Origin of the sequence: Actinoplanes teichomyceticus ATCC 31121 (genome assembly GCF_003711105.1) — a bacterium.
GTDB lineage: Bacteria > Actinomycetota > Actinomycetes > Mycobacteriales > Micromonosporaceae > Actinoplanes > Actinoplanes teichomyceticus.
In genome coordinates, this window is record NZ_CP023865.1 from 1,897,010 (window position 1) to 1,912,073 (window position 15,064).

14 protein-coding genes are annotated in these 15,064 nt (G+C 70.9%); 7 read left to right on the top strand and 7 right to left on the bottom strand.

What is annotated here, in order from left to right; all coding sequences use genetic code 11:
* The first annotated feature begins 8 nt into the window (after positions 1–8).
* Positions 9–353 (top strand): RNA polymerase-binding protein RbpA, encoded by a 345-nt coding sequence (locus tag ACTEI_RS08645; RefSeq protein ID WP_122982002.1) that lies wholly within the window; start codon positions 9–11, stop codon positions 351–353.
* Here the strand turns inward: ACTEI_RS08645 and ACTEI_RS08650 are convergent.
* Positions 332–964, bottom strand: coding sequence for a GNAT family N-acetyltransferase (locus tag ACTEI_RS08650; protein WP_122977170.1), 633 nt, complete (start codon positions 962–964; stop codon positions 332–334). The genes ACTEI_RS08645 and ACTEI_RS08650 overlap by 22 nt on opposite strands.
* 32 nt (positions 965–996) lie before the next feature.
* Here ACTEI_RS08650 and ACTEI_RS08655 point away from each other — a divergent pair, with 32 nt between their 5' ends.
* On the top strand, positions 997–1,404 hold the full coding sequence (locus ACTEI_RS08655; protein WP_122977171.1) for a VOC family protein: 408 nt from the start codon (positions 997–999) through the stop codon (positions 1,402–1,404).
* 136 nt (positions 1,405–1,540) lie between these two features.
* On the opposite strand, the gene pgl is transcribed toward ACTEI_RS08655, so the two are convergent.
* From pgl to tkt, 5 genes are all read right to left on the bottom strand, one after another.
* The gene (gene pgl / locus ACTEI_RS08660; protein WP_122977172.1) at positions 1,541–2,269 is read right to left on the bottom strand and encodes a 6-phosphogluconolactonase; all 729 of its coding nucleotides are present in this window, start codon (positions 2,267–2,269) and stop codon (positions 1,541–1,543) included.
* A 66-nt stretch (positions 2,270–2,335) separates the two neighbouring features.
* On the bottom strand, positions 2,336–3,334 hold the full coding sequence (locus ACTEI_RS08665) for a glucose-6-phosphate dehydrogenase assembly protein OpcA (RefSeq protein ID WP_122977173.1): 999 nt from the start codon (positions 3,332–3,334) through the stop codon (positions 2,336–2,338).
* Positions 3,331–4,848, bottom strand: a complete 1,518-nt coding sequence (gene zwf, locus ACTEI_RS08670; RefSeq protein WP_122977174.1) for a glucose-6-phosphate dehydrogenase — start codon at positions 4,846–4,848, stop codon at positions 3,331–3,333. Before zwf ends, ACTEI_RS08665 begins: the two co-directional genes overlap by 4 nt.
* A 78-nt stretch (positions 4,849–4,926) precedes the next feature.
* On the bottom strand, positions 4,927–6,063 hold the full coding sequence (tal, locus tag ACTEI_RS08675; protein ID WP_122977175.1) for a transaldolase: 1,137 nt from the start codon (positions 6,061–6,063) through the stop codon (positions 4,927–4,929).
* Positions 6,064–6,078: 15 nt separating this feature from the next.
* Positions 6,079–8,118: a transketolase gene (gene tkt / locus ACTEI_RS08680; RefSeq protein ID WP_239082252.1), complete on the bottom strand. Its 2,040-nt coding sequence runs from the start codon at positions 8,116–8,118 to the stop codon at positions 6,079–6,081.
* 337 nt (positions 8,119–8,455) lie between these two features.
* Between tkt and ACTEI_RS08685 the strand changes: the two genes are divergently transcribed.
* The 3 genes from ACTEI_RS08685 to ACTEI_RS08695 all read left to right on the top strand — a co-directional run bounded on the left by ACTEI_RS08685 (position 8,456) and on the right by ACTEI_RS08695 (position 10,815).
* Complete coding sequence (locus ACTEI_RS08685; RefSeq protein WP_122977177.1) at positions 8,456–9,418, top strand: heme o synthase; 963 nt, start codon at positions 8,456–8,458, stop codon at positions 9,416–9,418.
* Between the two features lie 225 nt (positions 9,419–9,643).
* On the top strand, positions 9,644–9,937 hold the full coding sequence (locus tag ACTEI_RS08690; RefSeq protein WP_122977178.1) for a hypothetical protein: 294 nt from the start codon (positions 9,644–9,646) through the stop codon (positions 9,935–9,937).
* Complete coding sequence (locus ACTEI_RS08695; RefSeq protein ID WP_122982003.1) at positions 9,937–10,815, top strand: ATP-grasp domain-containing protein; 879 nt, start codon at positions 9,937–9,939, stop codon at positions 10,813–10,815. Before ACTEI_RS08690 ends, ACTEI_RS08695 begins: the two co-directional genes overlap by 1 nt.
* A gap of 993 nt (positions 10,816–11,808) precedes the next feature.
* On the opposite strand, the gene ACTEI_RS08700 is transcribed toward ACTEI_RS08695, so the two are convergent.
* Positions 11,809–12,762, bottom strand: a complete 954-nt coding sequence (locus ACTEI_RS08700; protein WP_122977179.1) for a COX15/CtaA family protein — start codon at positions 12,760–12,762, stop codon at positions 11,809–11,811.
* 116 nt (positions 12,763–12,878) lie between these two features.
* Here ACTEI_RS08700 and ACTEI_RS08705 point away from each other — a divergent pair, with 116 nt between their 5' ends.
* Complete coding sequence (locus tag ACTEI_RS08705) at positions 12,879–13,601, top strand: helix-turn-helix transcriptional regulator (protein ID WP_122977180.1); 723 nt, start codon at positions 12,879–12,881, stop codon at positions 13,599–13,601.
* A complete protein-coding gene (sufB, locus tag ACTEI_RS08710; protein WP_122977181.1) occupies positions 13,598–15,019 on the top strand; it encodes a Fe-S cluster assembly protein SufB in 1,422 nt (473 codons plus the stop codon). The genes ACTEI_RS08705 and sufB overlap by 4 nt, the downstream gene beginning before the upstream one ends.
* Positions 15,020–15,064 lie beyond the last annotated feature (45 nt).

Here is a 15,064-nt window from a genome sequence, read left to right on the forward strand (position 1 = left end):
TGACGTACGTGTCCAGTGGCAGCGCCATCCGCGGCAGCCGCGTCGGGTCCAGCCCGATGCGCCCCGACGAGCGCAGCGAGCCCGCGCCGCGCCGGCAGGTGAGCTACTTCTGCTCCTCCGGCCACGACAGCCGGATCTGGTTCGCCGCGGACGTGCCGGCGCCGGAAACCTGGGACTGCCCGCGATGCGGCCAGCCGGCCGGGCTGGACCGGGAACGGCCACCCGGGCGGCTGCGCACCGAGCCGTACAAGTCGCATCTGGCGTACGTCAAGGAGCGTCGCTCGGCGGAGGACGGCGCGGCCATCCTCGCCGAGGCCCTGGCCAAGGTGCGTCAGCGCCGCGGCCGCGACTGATCCTCGCCGGCAAGCGGCCCGGTGTCGCGGGCCAGATAGATCGCGCCGGGTTCCGCGATCGGCAGATCCCGGAACCCCATGCGCCGGTAGAAGGCGCGCGCCCCGTGGTTGTCCGGCGCCATGCCCAGGTGCACCCCGGACACGCCGGCGGCGCGCAGCCCGGCCAGGAACGCGGCCATCAACGCGCGCCCCTGCCCCCGGCCCTGCCACTCGGGCAGCAGGTCGATGTGCAGGTGGGCCGGGTAGTCGTCGAGCACGGGCAGCAACATCCGCTCCGGGCTCCGGTGCAGCTCAAGCATGAGCTCGTCACGCGGATCGCCGTCGCGCAGCCGGTCCGCGGTGGCCGGTAGCCACTCGTTGCGGTAGCGCTCGACGAACGTGGCGGTGTCCGCGGTGCCGATGATGTAACCGACCGGGCGGCCGCTGCCGTCGTCCAGCACGTGCGCGTGCTCCGGTTCCAGGACCACGTAGGGCGCCGCCCAGATGTCCCCGAGCAGACGGTCCGAGCTGTACTTCCCGCGCGCGTCGCGGCCCGCGTCGCCGGTGCGGGCACAGATGTCGTAGACGGCGTCGAGGTCGCTCGATCGGTAGGCGCGAATCGCAACAGGCACCTGCCGGAGTCTACGGATGGCAGCATGGGTCGATGAACTGGACTCTCGAGGTGGTCATCGTCCCGGTCACCGACATCGACCGGGCCAAGCGGTTCTACGCCGAGCAGCTCGGCTTCCACGTCGACCACGACACCGCGTTCGGCGACCAGGTGCGGATCGTGCAGCTGACCCCGCCGGGCAGCGGCTGCTCCATCGTGATCGGCCGTGGCGCGGTGCCCCAGATGCCACCCGGGTCGCTCAAGGGCTTGCAGCTGGTGGTCCGCGACATCCGGGCCGCGCACGCCGAGCTGGTGGCCCGCGGGGTCGAGGTCAGCGACGTGACCACGCTGGGGGAGAACCCGACGCCGACCCCTGATCCGCTGGACAACGTCGGGTTCATCTTCTTCAACGATCCGGACGGGAACGGCTGGGCGGTCCAGCAGATCTCGTCACGCCCCTGAGGCCGCGCAGGGTTTCGCGGCGGCAAAACCGCGCAGCCTTTCGCGGCGGCAAAACCGCGCAGCCTTTCGCGGCGGCGAGGCCGCGCGGCGCTTCCCGGCGGCAAAACCGCGCAGCGCTTCCCGGCGGCGAGGCCGCTCAGCGCTTCGCGGCGGCCGCCTCGTCGAGCAGGAAGAGCGTCCTGCGTACGCCCTTCGCCCGTGCCGCCGGCAGATCGCCGCCGGCCAGCGCCGTCGCGATCGGGCCGGCCTTGTCCGGTCCGGCCGCGACCAGCCACACCTCGTCGGCGGCGCCGATCGTGGGCAGGGTCAGCGTGATCCGGGTGGGCGGGGGCTTCGGGCTGTTGAAGGTGGCCACCGCGGCGCCCTCCTCCTTGAGCACCGGGTGCCCGGGGAAGAGCGAGGCCACGTGCCCGTCCTCGCCGACGCCGAGCATCAGCACGTCGAAGCGGGGCAGGGCGCCGTCGCCGGCCGCGGTCAGCTCGGCGGCGTACCGGGCGGCGGCCGCGGTCGCGTCGTCGCCGTCCGGGCCGTCCGAGGCCGGCATGGCGTGCACCCGGGCCGGGTCCAGCGGCAGCGCGTCCAGCAGCGCGGCACGGGCCTGTGTCTCGTTGCGGTCCGGGTCGCCGGACGGCAGGAAGCGCTCGTCGCCCCACCACAGGTCCACCCGGGACCAGTCGATCGCGGCGGCGGCCGGCAGGTCCCGCAGCGTGCCCAGCACCTTGGCGGCCACCCGGCCGCCGGTCAGCACCACGCTCGCCGTACCGTGCACCGCCTGCGCGTCGATGATCCGGATGGCGAGCCGTGCCGCCACCGTGGACGCCAGGATGTCGGCGTCCGCAACCACCACGACCACGGTCTCACTCACTGCGCTCTCCTTGTCGAAGGGCCGCCCGCGTGGCGGACGGCCCTCTGTCAGTCGTTCCTCGTGTGCCTATCCGGCCAGCGCGTCGGACGTGCTGGCCGCCCGGGCCGCCAGCGCCGGGTCCTTCCAGACGTGCACCCGCGCCGCCGGTCGGTGCTCCAGACCGGTGGTCCCGGCCATGGCGGCCAGCGCCTCCGCGTAGATCTGGTCCGCGTCGAGCCGGCGCAGCTCCTCGGCGAGCTCGTCGCCGACCGGCCGCCTGGGCAGCGGCATGTACCGATCCTCCTGGCCGGTCCGGCTGAACAGCGCGGTGCCCTCCTCGCGGGTGACCCGCACGCATTCGCCGTTGGCGCACTGCAGCTCGACCGAGTGCATTCGCGGAGCCTTGTCGGTGTGCTCCAGCACCGGCTCGATGCCCAGCCGGGACTTGAGCCAGCCGAGCATCAGCCAGGCGGTGGGGTCCCGCTCCGGCGCCACGATGCGTGCGCCGGTCACCTGCGCGTCGGTGGTGTCGAAGGCGCCGGCGACCAGGGTCCGCCACAGCGTGATCCGGGTCCAGGTCAGGTCGGTGTCGCCGGGCGCGTAGTCGACCGCCCGCTGCCGCAGCGCGGCCACCGGGTCCGGCGCCTGCGCGCTGTCGGTGATCCGGCGTTCCGCGACCACGCCCAGGAAGTCGTTGGCGATCATGTCCGGCGGCTCCTGGTGCCACCAGGTGACGACCGGGACGTCCGGGGCGAGCAGCGGGATGACCACCGACTCGGCGTGCAGCGCGAGCCGGCCGTACATCCGCATCACGACCGCCTCGGCCGGGCCCAGCCGGCCGCCCACCACGATCTCCGCGTCCAGCCGGCTGCGGCCGTCCAGATCGGAGCGCACCACGATCAGCAGGCGGCACGGGTGCGCGGCGGCGGCGATGGTGGCGGCCGCCTCGGCCTCGCGGACCTTCTTCTCCTCGACCACCGCGATCAGGGTCAGCGCCAGGCCGGAGGCCACGCCCCCGGCGCTGCGGCGCTCCGCGGCGAGCGCCTTGACGACCTCGTTACCGGTGGTGTCCCACAGCCCGATCATGCTCGCCTCCAGGCACGGCCCTCGCGCTCCAGCATCTCGTCCGAGGCCCGCGGGCCCCACTCACCGGCCCGGTAGGGTTCCGGCGTGGTGCCCGCCCAGGCGGCCTCCAGCGGGTCGATGACCCGCCACGACTGCTCCACCTCCGCGGCGTCCGGGAACAGCGTGCGGTCGCCGATCAGGACGTCCAGGACGAGGCGTTCGTACGCCTCCGGGCTGGACTCGGTGAAGGCCTCGCCGTACTGGAAGTCCATCGCGATGTCGCGGACCTCCATGGCCGTGCCGGGCACCTTGGAGCCGAACTTGAGGACCACGCCCTCGTCCGGCTGCACCCGGATGACCAGCTGGTTGTTGCCCAACATCTCCACGTCGGCCGGGTCGAACGGCAGGTGCGGCGCCTTCTTGAACATGATCGCGATCTCGGTCACCCGGCGCGGCATCCGCTTGCCGACCCGGACGTAGAACGGCACGCCCGCCCACCGCCGGTTCTGGATGCCGAGGCGGACCGCGACGTACGTCTCGGTCTTGGAGTCCCGCGGGATGTTCGCCTCTTCGAGGTAGCCGACCGCCCGCTCGCCGGCGACCCAGCCGGGAAGGTACTGCCCGCGCACCGAGCCGGCGGCGATGTCGGCCGGCAGGCTGATCGCCCTGAGGACCTTGAGCTTCTCGGCCCGCACCTCCTGCGGGTCGAAGCTGGTCGGCTCCTCCATCCCGACCAGCGCGAGCAGCTGCAGCAGATGGTTCTGGAGCACGTCACGGGCGGCGCCGGAGGCGTCGTAGAACGCGGCCCGGGTGCCGATGCCGACGTCCTCGGCCATGGTGATCTGCACCGAGTCGACGTACTTGGAGTTCCACACCGGCTCGAACAGGCTGTTCGCGAAGCGCAGGGCCAGGATGTTCTGGACCGTCTCCTTGCCGAGATAGTGGTCGATGCGGTAGACGTCGTCGGGGTTGAAGACGTCGTCCACCAGCTGGTTCAGCGCGATCGCGGTCTTGAGATCGTTGCCGAACGGCTTCTCCACCACCACCCGGCGCCAGCCGCCGGTCTTCGCGTTGTCCGCGAGCCCGGTGCGGTTGAGCTGGTTGAGCACCAGCGGGAACGCCGCCGGCGGGATGGAGAAGTAGAAGGCCGTGTTGCCCTGGATGCCGTTGCGCTCGCGCAGCTCGTCCAAGGTCTCGGCGAGTTTGTCGAAGTCGTTGTCGTCGTCGAACGAGCCGGGAACGAACTGGAACTGGCTGGAGAGCCGTTGCCAGACGTCCTCGCGCCAGGGCGTCCGGGCGCCCTTCTTGGCGGCCGCGTAGGCCAGCGACTCGAAGTCGCCGTCGCCCCAGTCGGCCCGGGCGAAGCCCACGACCACGAAGCCGGGGGGTAGCAGACCGCGGTTGGCCAGGTCGTACACGGCCGGGATGAGCTTTTTACGGGACAGGTCACCGGTGACCCCGAAAATGACCAGAGCGCAGGGCTCCGGGATCCGCGGGAGCCGACGGTCCTGTGCGGTGCGCAGCGGATTACCCACGTTGCCATCCTGCCAGTTTTTCGCCAATGGAGCGGCCTGTCGCGAAGGGTTCCGCGACAGGCCGCGCAGGGGTCCGGATCAGGCCGCGTCGCTGGGATTCGCGGCGCCGCCGGCGGCTGCCTTCAGCGACTTGGTGACGCCGTCCAGCAGGTCGTTCCAGCTCGCCTCGAACTTCTCGACGCCCTCCTCCTCGAGGACCTTGACGACGTCGTCGAAGTCGATGCCGACCGCCGCCAGGTCCGCGAAGACCTGCTTGGCGTGGCCGAAGTTGCCGGTGACGGTGTCGCCCCGCGTGGTGCCGTGGTCCTCGAACGCGAAGATCACCGACTCCGGCATGGTGTTCACCGTGCCGGGCGCGATCAGCTCCTCGACGTAGATGGTGTCCGGGAAGTCCGGGTTCTTCGTCGAGGTGGAGGCCCACAGCGGCCGCTGCGGGTGCGCCCCGGCGTCGGCCAGCGCCTTCCACCGGTCGGTGCCGAAGACCTCGGTGTACGCCTCGTACGCCAGCCGGGCGTTGGCGATCGCGGCCTTGCCCTTGAGCGCCTTGGCCTCGTCGCTGCCGATCTTGTCGAGTCGCTTGTCGACCTCGGTGTCCACGCGCGAGACGAAGAACGACGCGACCGAGCCGATCTTGGACAGGTCGTGGCCGTTCGCCTTCGCCTGCTCCAGGCCGGCCAGGAACGCGTCCATGACCGCCCGGTAGCGCTCGAGCGAGAAGATCAGCGTCACATTCACGCTGATGCCGGCCGCGAGCACCTGGGTGATCGCGGGCAGGCCGGCCAGCGTCGCCGGGATCTTGATGAACAGGTTCGGCCGGTCGACCAGCCACCACAGCGTCTTCGCCTCGGCGACGGTCGACTCGGTCTCGTGCGCCTTGCGCGGGTCCACCTCGATGGAGACCCGGCCGTCCACGCCGTTGGAGGCGTCGTACGCCGGGCGCATCACGTCCGCCGCCGCGCGCACGTCGGCGGCGGTCATCAGCCGGACCGCCTCCTCCACCGTGACGCGCTGGGCGGCCAGGTCGCGCAGCTGCTCGTCGTAGGCGTCCGCGTCGGCGAGCGCCTTCTGGAAGATGCTCGGGTTCGTGGTGACCCCGACCATGTGCTGTTCACGGCGCATCTTGTCCAGCGAACCGCTGGTCAGGCGTACCCGGGAGAGATCGTCGAGCCACACCGCCACACCCGCGGCGGAGAGCTCGGCCAGCCTGTCGGTCATTGACTTCAACTCCTGTCAGTTGCCGGTCTTGTGACCAGTGATCTCGCCGACCTTGGCGAGCGAGGCGTGCGCCTTGGCGACGACGTTGTCGGCGGTGAAGCCGAACTGCTCAAAGAGGATCTTGGCGGGTGCGCTGGCGCCGTAGTGCTCGATGCTGACCGCCTCGCCGGCGTCGCCGATGATCCGGTCCCAGCTCATCCGGATGCCGGCCTCGACGCTGACCCGGGCCTTCACCCCGCGCGGCAGGACCTCCTGCTGGTACGCCGTGTCCTGCTGGAAGAACCACTCCTGGCACGGCATCGAGACGACCCGGGTGGGGGTGCCCTGGGCCTCCAGGCGCTCCTGCGCGGTGAGCGCGATCGCCACCTCCGAGCCGCTGGCGATCAGGATCACCGACGGGTCGCTGTTCGACGCCTCGGACAGGATGTAGCCGCCCCGGAGGGTGCCCTCCGCCGACGCGTACTTCGAGCGGTCGATGGTCGGCAGGTTCTGCCGGGACAGCGCCAGCGCGGTCGGCCGGTCGGTGTGCTCCAGCGCGCCGCGCCAGGCGTACACCGTCTCGTTGGCGTCGGCCGGGCGGACCACGTCGAGGCCGACGATGGCGCGCAGCGCGGTCAGCGTCTCGATCGGCTGGTGCGTCGGGCCGTCCTCGCCGAGACCGATCGAGTCGTGCGTCCAGACGAAGATGACCGGCAGCTTCATCAGCGCGGAGAGCCGGACGGCGCCGCGCATGTAGTCGCTGAAGACCAGGAAGGTGCCGCCGTACGGGCGGGTGCCGCCGTGCACCGCGATGCCGTTGAGGATCGAGCCCATGCCGTGCTCACGGATGCCGAAGTGCAGCGTGCGGCCGTACTCGTGGCCGGGGAACTCCTTGGTGGCGTACTCCGCCGGGATGAACGACGGCTCGCCCTTCATCGTGGTGTTGTTGCTCTCCGCCAGGTCGGCGGAGCCGCCCCACAGCTCGGGCAGCACCGGCGCGAGCGCCTCCAGCACCTTGCCGGACGCGGCACGGGTGGCCAGGCCCTTCTCGTCGGCCGGGAACTCCGGCAGCGCGGCGGCCCAGCCCTCGGGCAGCTTCTTCGCGGCGAGCCGGTCGAAGAGCGCCTTGCCCTCGGGGTTGCCGGTGGCCCAGGCCTCGAACGCCTGGTTCCACTCGGCGTGCGCCGCCTTGCCGCGCTCGACGGCCCGGTGGGCGTGCTTGATCACCTCGGCGTCGATGGCGAACGGCTCGGGCGCGAAACCGAGCACCGCCTTGGTGGCCGCGACCTCGTCGGCGCCCAGCGCGGAGCCGTGGATCTTGCCGGTGTTCTGCTTGTTCGGCGCGGGCCAGCCGATGATCGTCTTGAGCACGATGAACGACGGCTTGTCGGTCACCGCCTTGGCGGCCTGGATCGCGTCCCAGAGCGCCTCGACATCCTCGGTGTACGGGTCGGACGAGCGCCAGTCGACGACCTGCACGTGCCAGCCGTACGCCTCGTAGCGGGCGGCGACGTCCTCGGACTTGGCGATCCGGGTGTCGTCCTCGATGGAGATCTCGTTGTCGTCGTAGATCACCGTGAGGTTGCCCAGCTTCTGCACCGAGGCGATGGCGCTGGACTCGTGGCTGACCCCCTCCTCGATGTCGCCGTCCGAGCAGATCGCGTAGACCTGGTGGTCGAACGGCGACTGCCCGGGCTCGGTCTGCGGGTCGAACAGGCCGCGCTCGCGGCGGGCGGCCATGGCCATGCCGACCGCGTTGCCGATGCCCTGGCCCAGCGGGCCGGTGGTGACCTCGACGCCGGGGGTGTGGCCGTGCTCCGGGTGGCCCGGGGTCAGTGAGTCCCACTGGCGCAGCGACTTCAGATCGTCCAGCGACAGGCCGTAACCGCTCAGGTAGAGCTGGATGTAGAGGGTGAGGCTGGAGTGACCGCAGGACAGCACGAACCGGTCGCGGCCCGCCCAGTGCGGATCGGTCGGGTCGTGCCGCATCACACGGTTGAACAGCAGGTAGGCGGCCGGCGCCAGGCTCATGGCCGTGCCGGGGTGGCCGTTGCCGGCCTTCTCGACGGCATCCATGGCCAGCACCCGAACCGTGTCGACCGCCTTGCGGTCGAGGTCGGACCAGTTGAGAGCAGGATCTGTGGCACCCACGTCTGTTGTGCTCCTCGGGCAGGATTGTGGAACCCTTTTCGGCTTGACCCTATCCAGTAGGTCTAAACGTCTGCGCAGCGAACGTCCCAGGCACATACGCTGTGAGCGGACACACGGTTGAGGGGTGTGATGGCGTCCACCCGTGCTGGGTGCCCCGAGCAGCGGAGACGATGGCGCGTAGGCTGTCCGGGCGGCTCGGCCGGGTCGATGGTCACCCGGCGGCAGGTCGCGAGTTGGTCCAAATGCCGGAAGGTGGCTGTCCGTGAGCATGATCACCGAGCGTTCCGTCCAACGACGGTCGCCCGGCGTGGTGGAGCCTGCGCCACGCGTCGAGACCCGACGTGACCGGATGGCGGTGTTCCGGGCGTACCTCGCGCTGACCAAGCCGGCCATCGTCGAGCTGCTGCTGGTCACCACGGTGCCGACGATGATGCTGGCCGCCGGTGGCTGGCCGGACCTGGTCACCTTCTTCGCGGTGCTGGTCGGCGGCGCGCTGGCCGGCGGCGCCGCGAGCGCGCTGAACTGCTACATCGACCGGGACATCGACCAGTTGATGAAGCGGACCAAGCGGCGCCCGCTGCCCACCCACCAGATCAGCCCGCGCGCGGTGCTGATCTTCGGGTTGACGCTCGCCGTCGTGTCGGTGGCGCTGATGGCGGCGCTGACCAACTGGCTGGCGACCGCGCTCACCGCGTTCTCGATCTTCTACTACGACGTGATCTACACGCTCTGGCTGAAGCGGCGCACCCCGGCGAACACCTTCTGGGGCGGTGTCTGCGGCGCGGCGCCGGTGGTCATCGGCTGGGCCGCGGTGACCGGATCGATCGCCCCGATGGGCTGGGCGCTTTTCGCAGTTGTCTTCTTCTGGCAGATGCCGCATTTCTACGCGCTCGCCGTGAAGTACAAGGACGACTACGCCCGGGCCGGCATCCCGATGCTGCCGGTGGTGCGCTCCGCCGCCCGGGTGAACTTCGAGATCCTGCTCTACACCGTGCTCACCGTCGGCTCCTCGCTGATCGCCTGGCCGCTGGGCCGGGAGCTCGGGCTCGGCTGGATCTACGGCGTCGCGGCGGTCCTCACCGGCGCGCTGTTCCTCGGTGAGTCGGTGCGGCTGGTCTACCAGACCCGCCACGGCGGGCTGGTGAAGCCGATGCGCCTGTTCCAGCTGTCGATCACGTACCTGACGCTGCTGTTCATGGCGATCGCGGTGGACGCGTTGATCTGAGATCGCCGTGAGTGATCCGGTAACGGGTAAGTCGCACAAGACGCCCGGATTGTGACCAGTGTCAACTACTGTCCGTCACTCAATAGTGGGATTCTGGCTACGCGGCAATTCGGGCGCAATTGGTGCAAAACTATGCCGCTGACGCCGAAACCTGCTGGTAACGAGAGTCACAGAAGGCCTCCGGAGTACCGCGGGAGGCGTCGCTGATTGCTTAGGCTGCGAGACATGGCAGAAGGTTCCGTAACGACACTGACCTCCGAGATCAAGTCTTTCGCCGCCGGGCACGGCGGCGCCAAGGCGGTCATCGAGTACGTCGGTAAGCGCGGCGCCCGCATCGTTCTCGTCGGCGAGGACGGCGAGTGGTCCGACCAGTTCGCCCAGGACACCGGCGTCGCCCGGGAGGCGTGCTCGCACGCCGGCGTCGAGGTGGAGAACGCGTGGGAGCGGGAGCTGCTGGAGCAGATGCGCCCGAGCAACGACCTGTGGCGGTCGATGGCGCGCCGGAGCATGGCCCGCTGATGGCCGCCGACGCCCGTATCGCCCTGGTCACCTGCGCGGCCTTCCCCGACCTCTGGGACGACGACCACCCGCTGCGCGACGCGCTGCTCGCGCGTGGGCTGGCCGTCGACGTGGTGCGCTGGGACGACACGGACGCCGACTGGTCCCGGTACGACCTCACCGTGATCCGCTCGCCGTGGGACTACGTCCCCCGCCGCGAGCAGTTCGTCGCCTGGGCGCACAGCGTGCCCCGGCTGGCCAACCCGGGCGACATCATCGCCTGGAACACCGACAAGCGTTACCTCGCCGAACTCGCCGCGGCCGGCGTCCCGGTCATCCCGACCGACTTCGTCGGCCCCGGCGAGACCTGGACCCCGCCCGCGGAGGGCGAGTGGGTGGTCAAGCCCACCGTCTCCGCCGGCAGCCAGGACACCGCCCGCTACCGGCTGCCCGCCCAGGCCGCCGAGGCCGCGGCCCACGTGGCCCGGCTCACCGGCGCCGGCCGGACCGCGATGATCCAGCCGTACCTGACCGCCGTCGACACCGCCGGTGAGACCGCGGTGCTGTGCCTGCCCGACGCGAGCGGCGAACTGACGTTCAGCCACGGCATCCGCAAGGGCCCGATGCTGCGGCGGACCGGCGAGCACACGATCGACCCCGGCAGCGAGGACATCAGCCCGCGCACACCGTCCGAGGCCGAGCTGGCCGTCGCCCGCCGGGCGCTGTCCGCCGTCCCGGGCGGCGCGAAACGCCTCCTCTACGCCCGGGTCGACGTGATCCCGGGCCCGGACGGCGCGCCGCAGCTCGTCGAGTTGGAGCTGACCGAGCCGTCGCTGTTCCTGCGTGAGGGGCCGGGCGCCGCGGAGCGTCTCGCCGACGCGATCCTCGCCCGGGTCTGACCGGTTCGGTTCCCCCGCAGCCGCCGGTCACCTCTCCGGCGTCCGCCGGTCAGCGTTTCCGGCGTCCGGCGGTCAGCGTTTCCGGCGTCCGGCGGGCGTTCTTTTTGCTTGCGCGGGTTGTTCTTTCCGCTTGCGCGGGTTGTTCTTTCCGCTTGCGCGGGTTGTTCTTTCCGCTTCCGCGGGTTGCTCTTTCCCGCCTCCGCGGGTTGCTCCTCTGGCATCCACTTACTGCATCCGCGCGGGTCGCTCTTTCCGGCGGCCGCGGGTCACCTTTTCGCATCCGCGCGGGTGGTTCTTTGCGGCGGCCGTAAGTCGCCCTTTTCAGCATCCGCGCGGGTCGTCCTCTTCCGTACCCGCCGTCGCCCTTTCCCGCAACGACCGGATGCGCTTCATGCGCGCGTCTTTCCGCCCTCTCGGTGCGACTGTCCGGGTCCCATGCCCGCATGGTCCTGTCCGGTGGGTGCGACGTGAAGGGGACTCCGTGCACGGGCCGCCCGGCTGATCCGGCGGCCCGGAGGATGGCGGCCCGGAGGATGGCGGCCCGCCGGCGCCTCCGCGAGCGTCGGGCTGGTGGTGGCGGTGGTATCCACAGTCCCTTGGCCACCGTCAGCGCCGGCTGGTCGATTGCGGCTGGTCGTGGCGGTGGTTTCGGCGCTTTCTCAGGCGCGGTGAGTGCCGGCCGGGCTGCGCTCCGAGTGGTAGGGGGTCGGCGCGGCCAGGCGCCCTGGAATGGAGCGCGGCGGGGGGAGTGCGCAGAGCGGGGTGGGGGCAGGGGCGGCGCGGGGTCGGGCGTGGCGGTGCCCGGCGGGTCGGCGCGGCCAGGCGCCCTGGAATGGAGCGCGGCGGGGGGAGTGCGCAGAGCGGGGTGGGGGCAGGGGCGGCGCGGGATCGGGCGTGGCGGTGCCCGGCGGGTCGGCGCGGCGCGGAGTGCGACAGGGCGGCGCCGGATGCGGTGCGGTGCACCGGGTCCGCGGGGCGGCCCCGGTGGCGCCCTCAGGCGGCCGGGACGGGCTCGCCGGCCGGGAGCGGGGTGGTGGCGGCCGGTTCGGGCGCGGTTCGGGCGGGGCGCTCACGCAGCGACCACAGGACGGCGAGCGTCGCCCACCACACCACGCCGGCGCCGAGCATGTGCGCGGCGACCAGGACCACCGGGAGGTGGGTGAAGTACTGCACGAAGCCGATCAGCCCCTGCGCCAGCTCGATCACCACGAGCATCCCGGCGGCGCGGATCGCGGCGGCCGGGGCGGCGACCGCGCGCAGTGCGAACCAGATCGCCAAGGACAGGCCGATCAGCAGGAAGACCAGGTCGGCGTGGACCTGGCTGACGGCGGCCGGGTCCAGGCCGTTGCGCTTGGCGCCCCGGTCGCCGGAGTGCGGCCCGCTGCCGGTGACCACCACGCCGACCGCGACCACGGCGAGGCTGGCCAGCGCGGTCAGCCGGCCCAGGGCGCGGAGGGGGGCGGGGACCAGGGAGCGCGGCGCACCGTCGCCCTCGTCGATCCGGCGCCAGAACGCGTACGCCACGGTGATCAGCGCGACGGAGAGCAGGAAGTGCAGCCCGACCACCCACGGGTTCAGGTTGGTCAGCACGGTGATGCCGCCGACCACGCCCTGCATCGGGATGCCGAGGCCGACCGCGATCGAGAGCCGGACCAGCGACCTGCGGCGTGGCTGGGCGAGCGCTCCGAGGAAGCAGGCGATGGCGAGCCCGGCGAGCACGAAGGTGAGCAGCCGGTTGCCGAACTCGATCATGCCGTGCACGCCCATCGCGGCGGTCGTCGTGTACGACGCGTCGGTGCATTTGGGCCAGGTGGGGCAGCCCAGGCCGGAGTCGGTGAGCCGGACCGCCGCGCCGGTGACGATCAGGACGACGTTCGCGATCAGTGACGCCAGCGCGAGCGGGCGCAGCGCGGCGGCGAACGGGCGGAACAGCGGCTCGAACTTCACCCGGGGAATCGTACGCTCGAAGTTGATCTTGATTGCGGGTGTCCCCGGGCTCCGGTGTGGTGGATCACCGGAGTTCGGGTTTGCAGCCCCCGGAGGAAATACGTAACGTTGCCGTAGTGAAAAACGAGGTGCTGGCCAGGAGCGGTGCGGTGGCGTCGGCCACCGCGTCGGACGGCCGCACCCGTGACCGGGTCGCCCGGCTGCTGCTGGAGCGCGGCGCGGCCACCGCGGCCGAGCTCGGCGCCCAGCTCGGGCTGAGCCCCGCGGCGATCCGCAAACACCTGGACGCGATGCTGGCCGACGAGCTGGTCGAGACCCGCGAGGTGCGCCGCACCGGCCCGCGCGGCCGGGGGCGGCCCGCCAAGGCGTTCGTGCTCACCGCCGCGGCCCGGGAGAGCTTCCCGCACCACTACGACGGCATCGCCTCGGCCGCCCTGCGCTGGATCGCCACGCACGGCGGCCCCGGCGCGGTGACCGCTTTCGCCGAGTCCCAGGTCGAGGCCCTGGAGGAGCGTCTGCGCACGGCGATGCTGTCGGCCGGCGCCGATCCGCTCGCCCGGGCGGAGGCGCTCGCCGATGCGTTGACCGCGGAAGGTTACGCTGCCAGCGCGACCACGATCGCGTCCGGCGGACAGTTGTGCCAGCACCACTGCCCGGTGGCCCACGTGGCTGCCGAGTTCCCTCAGCTGTGCGACGCCGAGACCGAGGTCATCTCCCGGCTCGTCGGCACCCACGTGCAGCGCCTCGCCACCATCGCGCACGGCGACGGGGTGTGCACCACGCACATCCCCGCCCCGCAGTGCGCACCCGCCGCAAACACGGTTAGGACAGATAGATGACTGACCAGATCGTCACTCAGGAAGAGCACCTCGCCGCTCTTGGAAAGTACGAGTACGGCTGGGCCGACGCCGACATCGCGGGCGCCGCCGCCACGCGTGGCCTGTCCGAGGCCGTGGTGCGCGACATCTCCGCGAAGAAGAACGAGCCGCAGTGGATGCTCGACCTGCGGCTCAAGGGTCTGCGCCTGTTCGACCGCAAGCCGATGCCGTCCTGGGGCGCCGACCTCACCGGCATCGACTTCCAGAACATCAAGTACTTCGTGCGCTCCACCGAGAAGCAGGCCGCCACGTGGGACGACCTGCCCGCGGACATCAAGAACACCTACGACAAGCTGGGCATCCCGGAGGCCGAGAAGCAGCGGCTCGTCTCCGGTGTCGCCGCGCAGTACGAGTCCGAGGTCGTGTACCACAAGATCCGTGAGGACCTCGAGGAGCAGGGTGTCATCTTCCTCGACACCGACACCGCCCTCAAGGAGCACGAGGACATCTTCAAGGAGTACTTCGGCACCGTGATCCCGGTCGGCGACAACAAGTTCGCCGCCCTGAACACGAGCGTCTGGTCCGGCGGCTCGTTCATCTACGTGCCGAAGGGCGTGCACGTCGACATCCCGCTGCAGGCCTACTTCCGGATCAACACCGAGAACATGGGCCAGTTCGAGCGGACCCTGATCATCGTCGACGAGGGCGCGTACGTGCACTACGTCGAGGGCTGCACCGCGCCGATCTACTCGTCCGACTCGCTGCACTCCGCGGTCGTCGAGATCATCGTGAAGAAGAACGCCCGCTGCCGGTACACCACCATCCAGAACTGGTCGAACAACGTCTACAACCTGGTCACCAAGCGCGCCACCTGCGAGGAGGGCGCGACCATGGAGTGGATCGACGGCAACATCGGCTCCAAGGTCACGATGAAGTACCCGGCCGTCTACATGACCGGCCCGCACGCCAAGGGCGAGGTGCTCTCCATCGCGATGGCCGGTGAGGGTCAGCACCAGGACTCCGGCGCCAAGATGGTGCACGCCGCGCCGTACACCTCCTCGACGATCGTGTCGAAGTCGATCGCCCGGGGCGGCGGCCGCACCTCGTACCGCGGCCTGGTGCAGGTGCTGGAGGGCTCGTCGCACTCGAAGAGCACGGTCAAGTGCGACGCGCTGCTGGTCGACACGATCTCCCGCTCGGACACGTACCCGTACGTCGACATCCGTGAGGACGACGTGAACATGGGGCACGAGGCGACCGTCTCCAAGGTCAGCGAGGACCAGCTCTTCTACCTGATGAGCCGGGGCCTGACCGAGGACGAGGCGATGGCGATGATCGTGCGTGGCTTCATCGAGCCGATCGCCAAGGAGCTCCCGATGGAGTACGCCCTGGAGCTGAACCGCCTCATCGAGCTGCAGATGGAGGGCGCGGTCGGCTGACCGCCCGCCCCGCCGGACTATCGAAGACTCACGAAGCAAGGACGA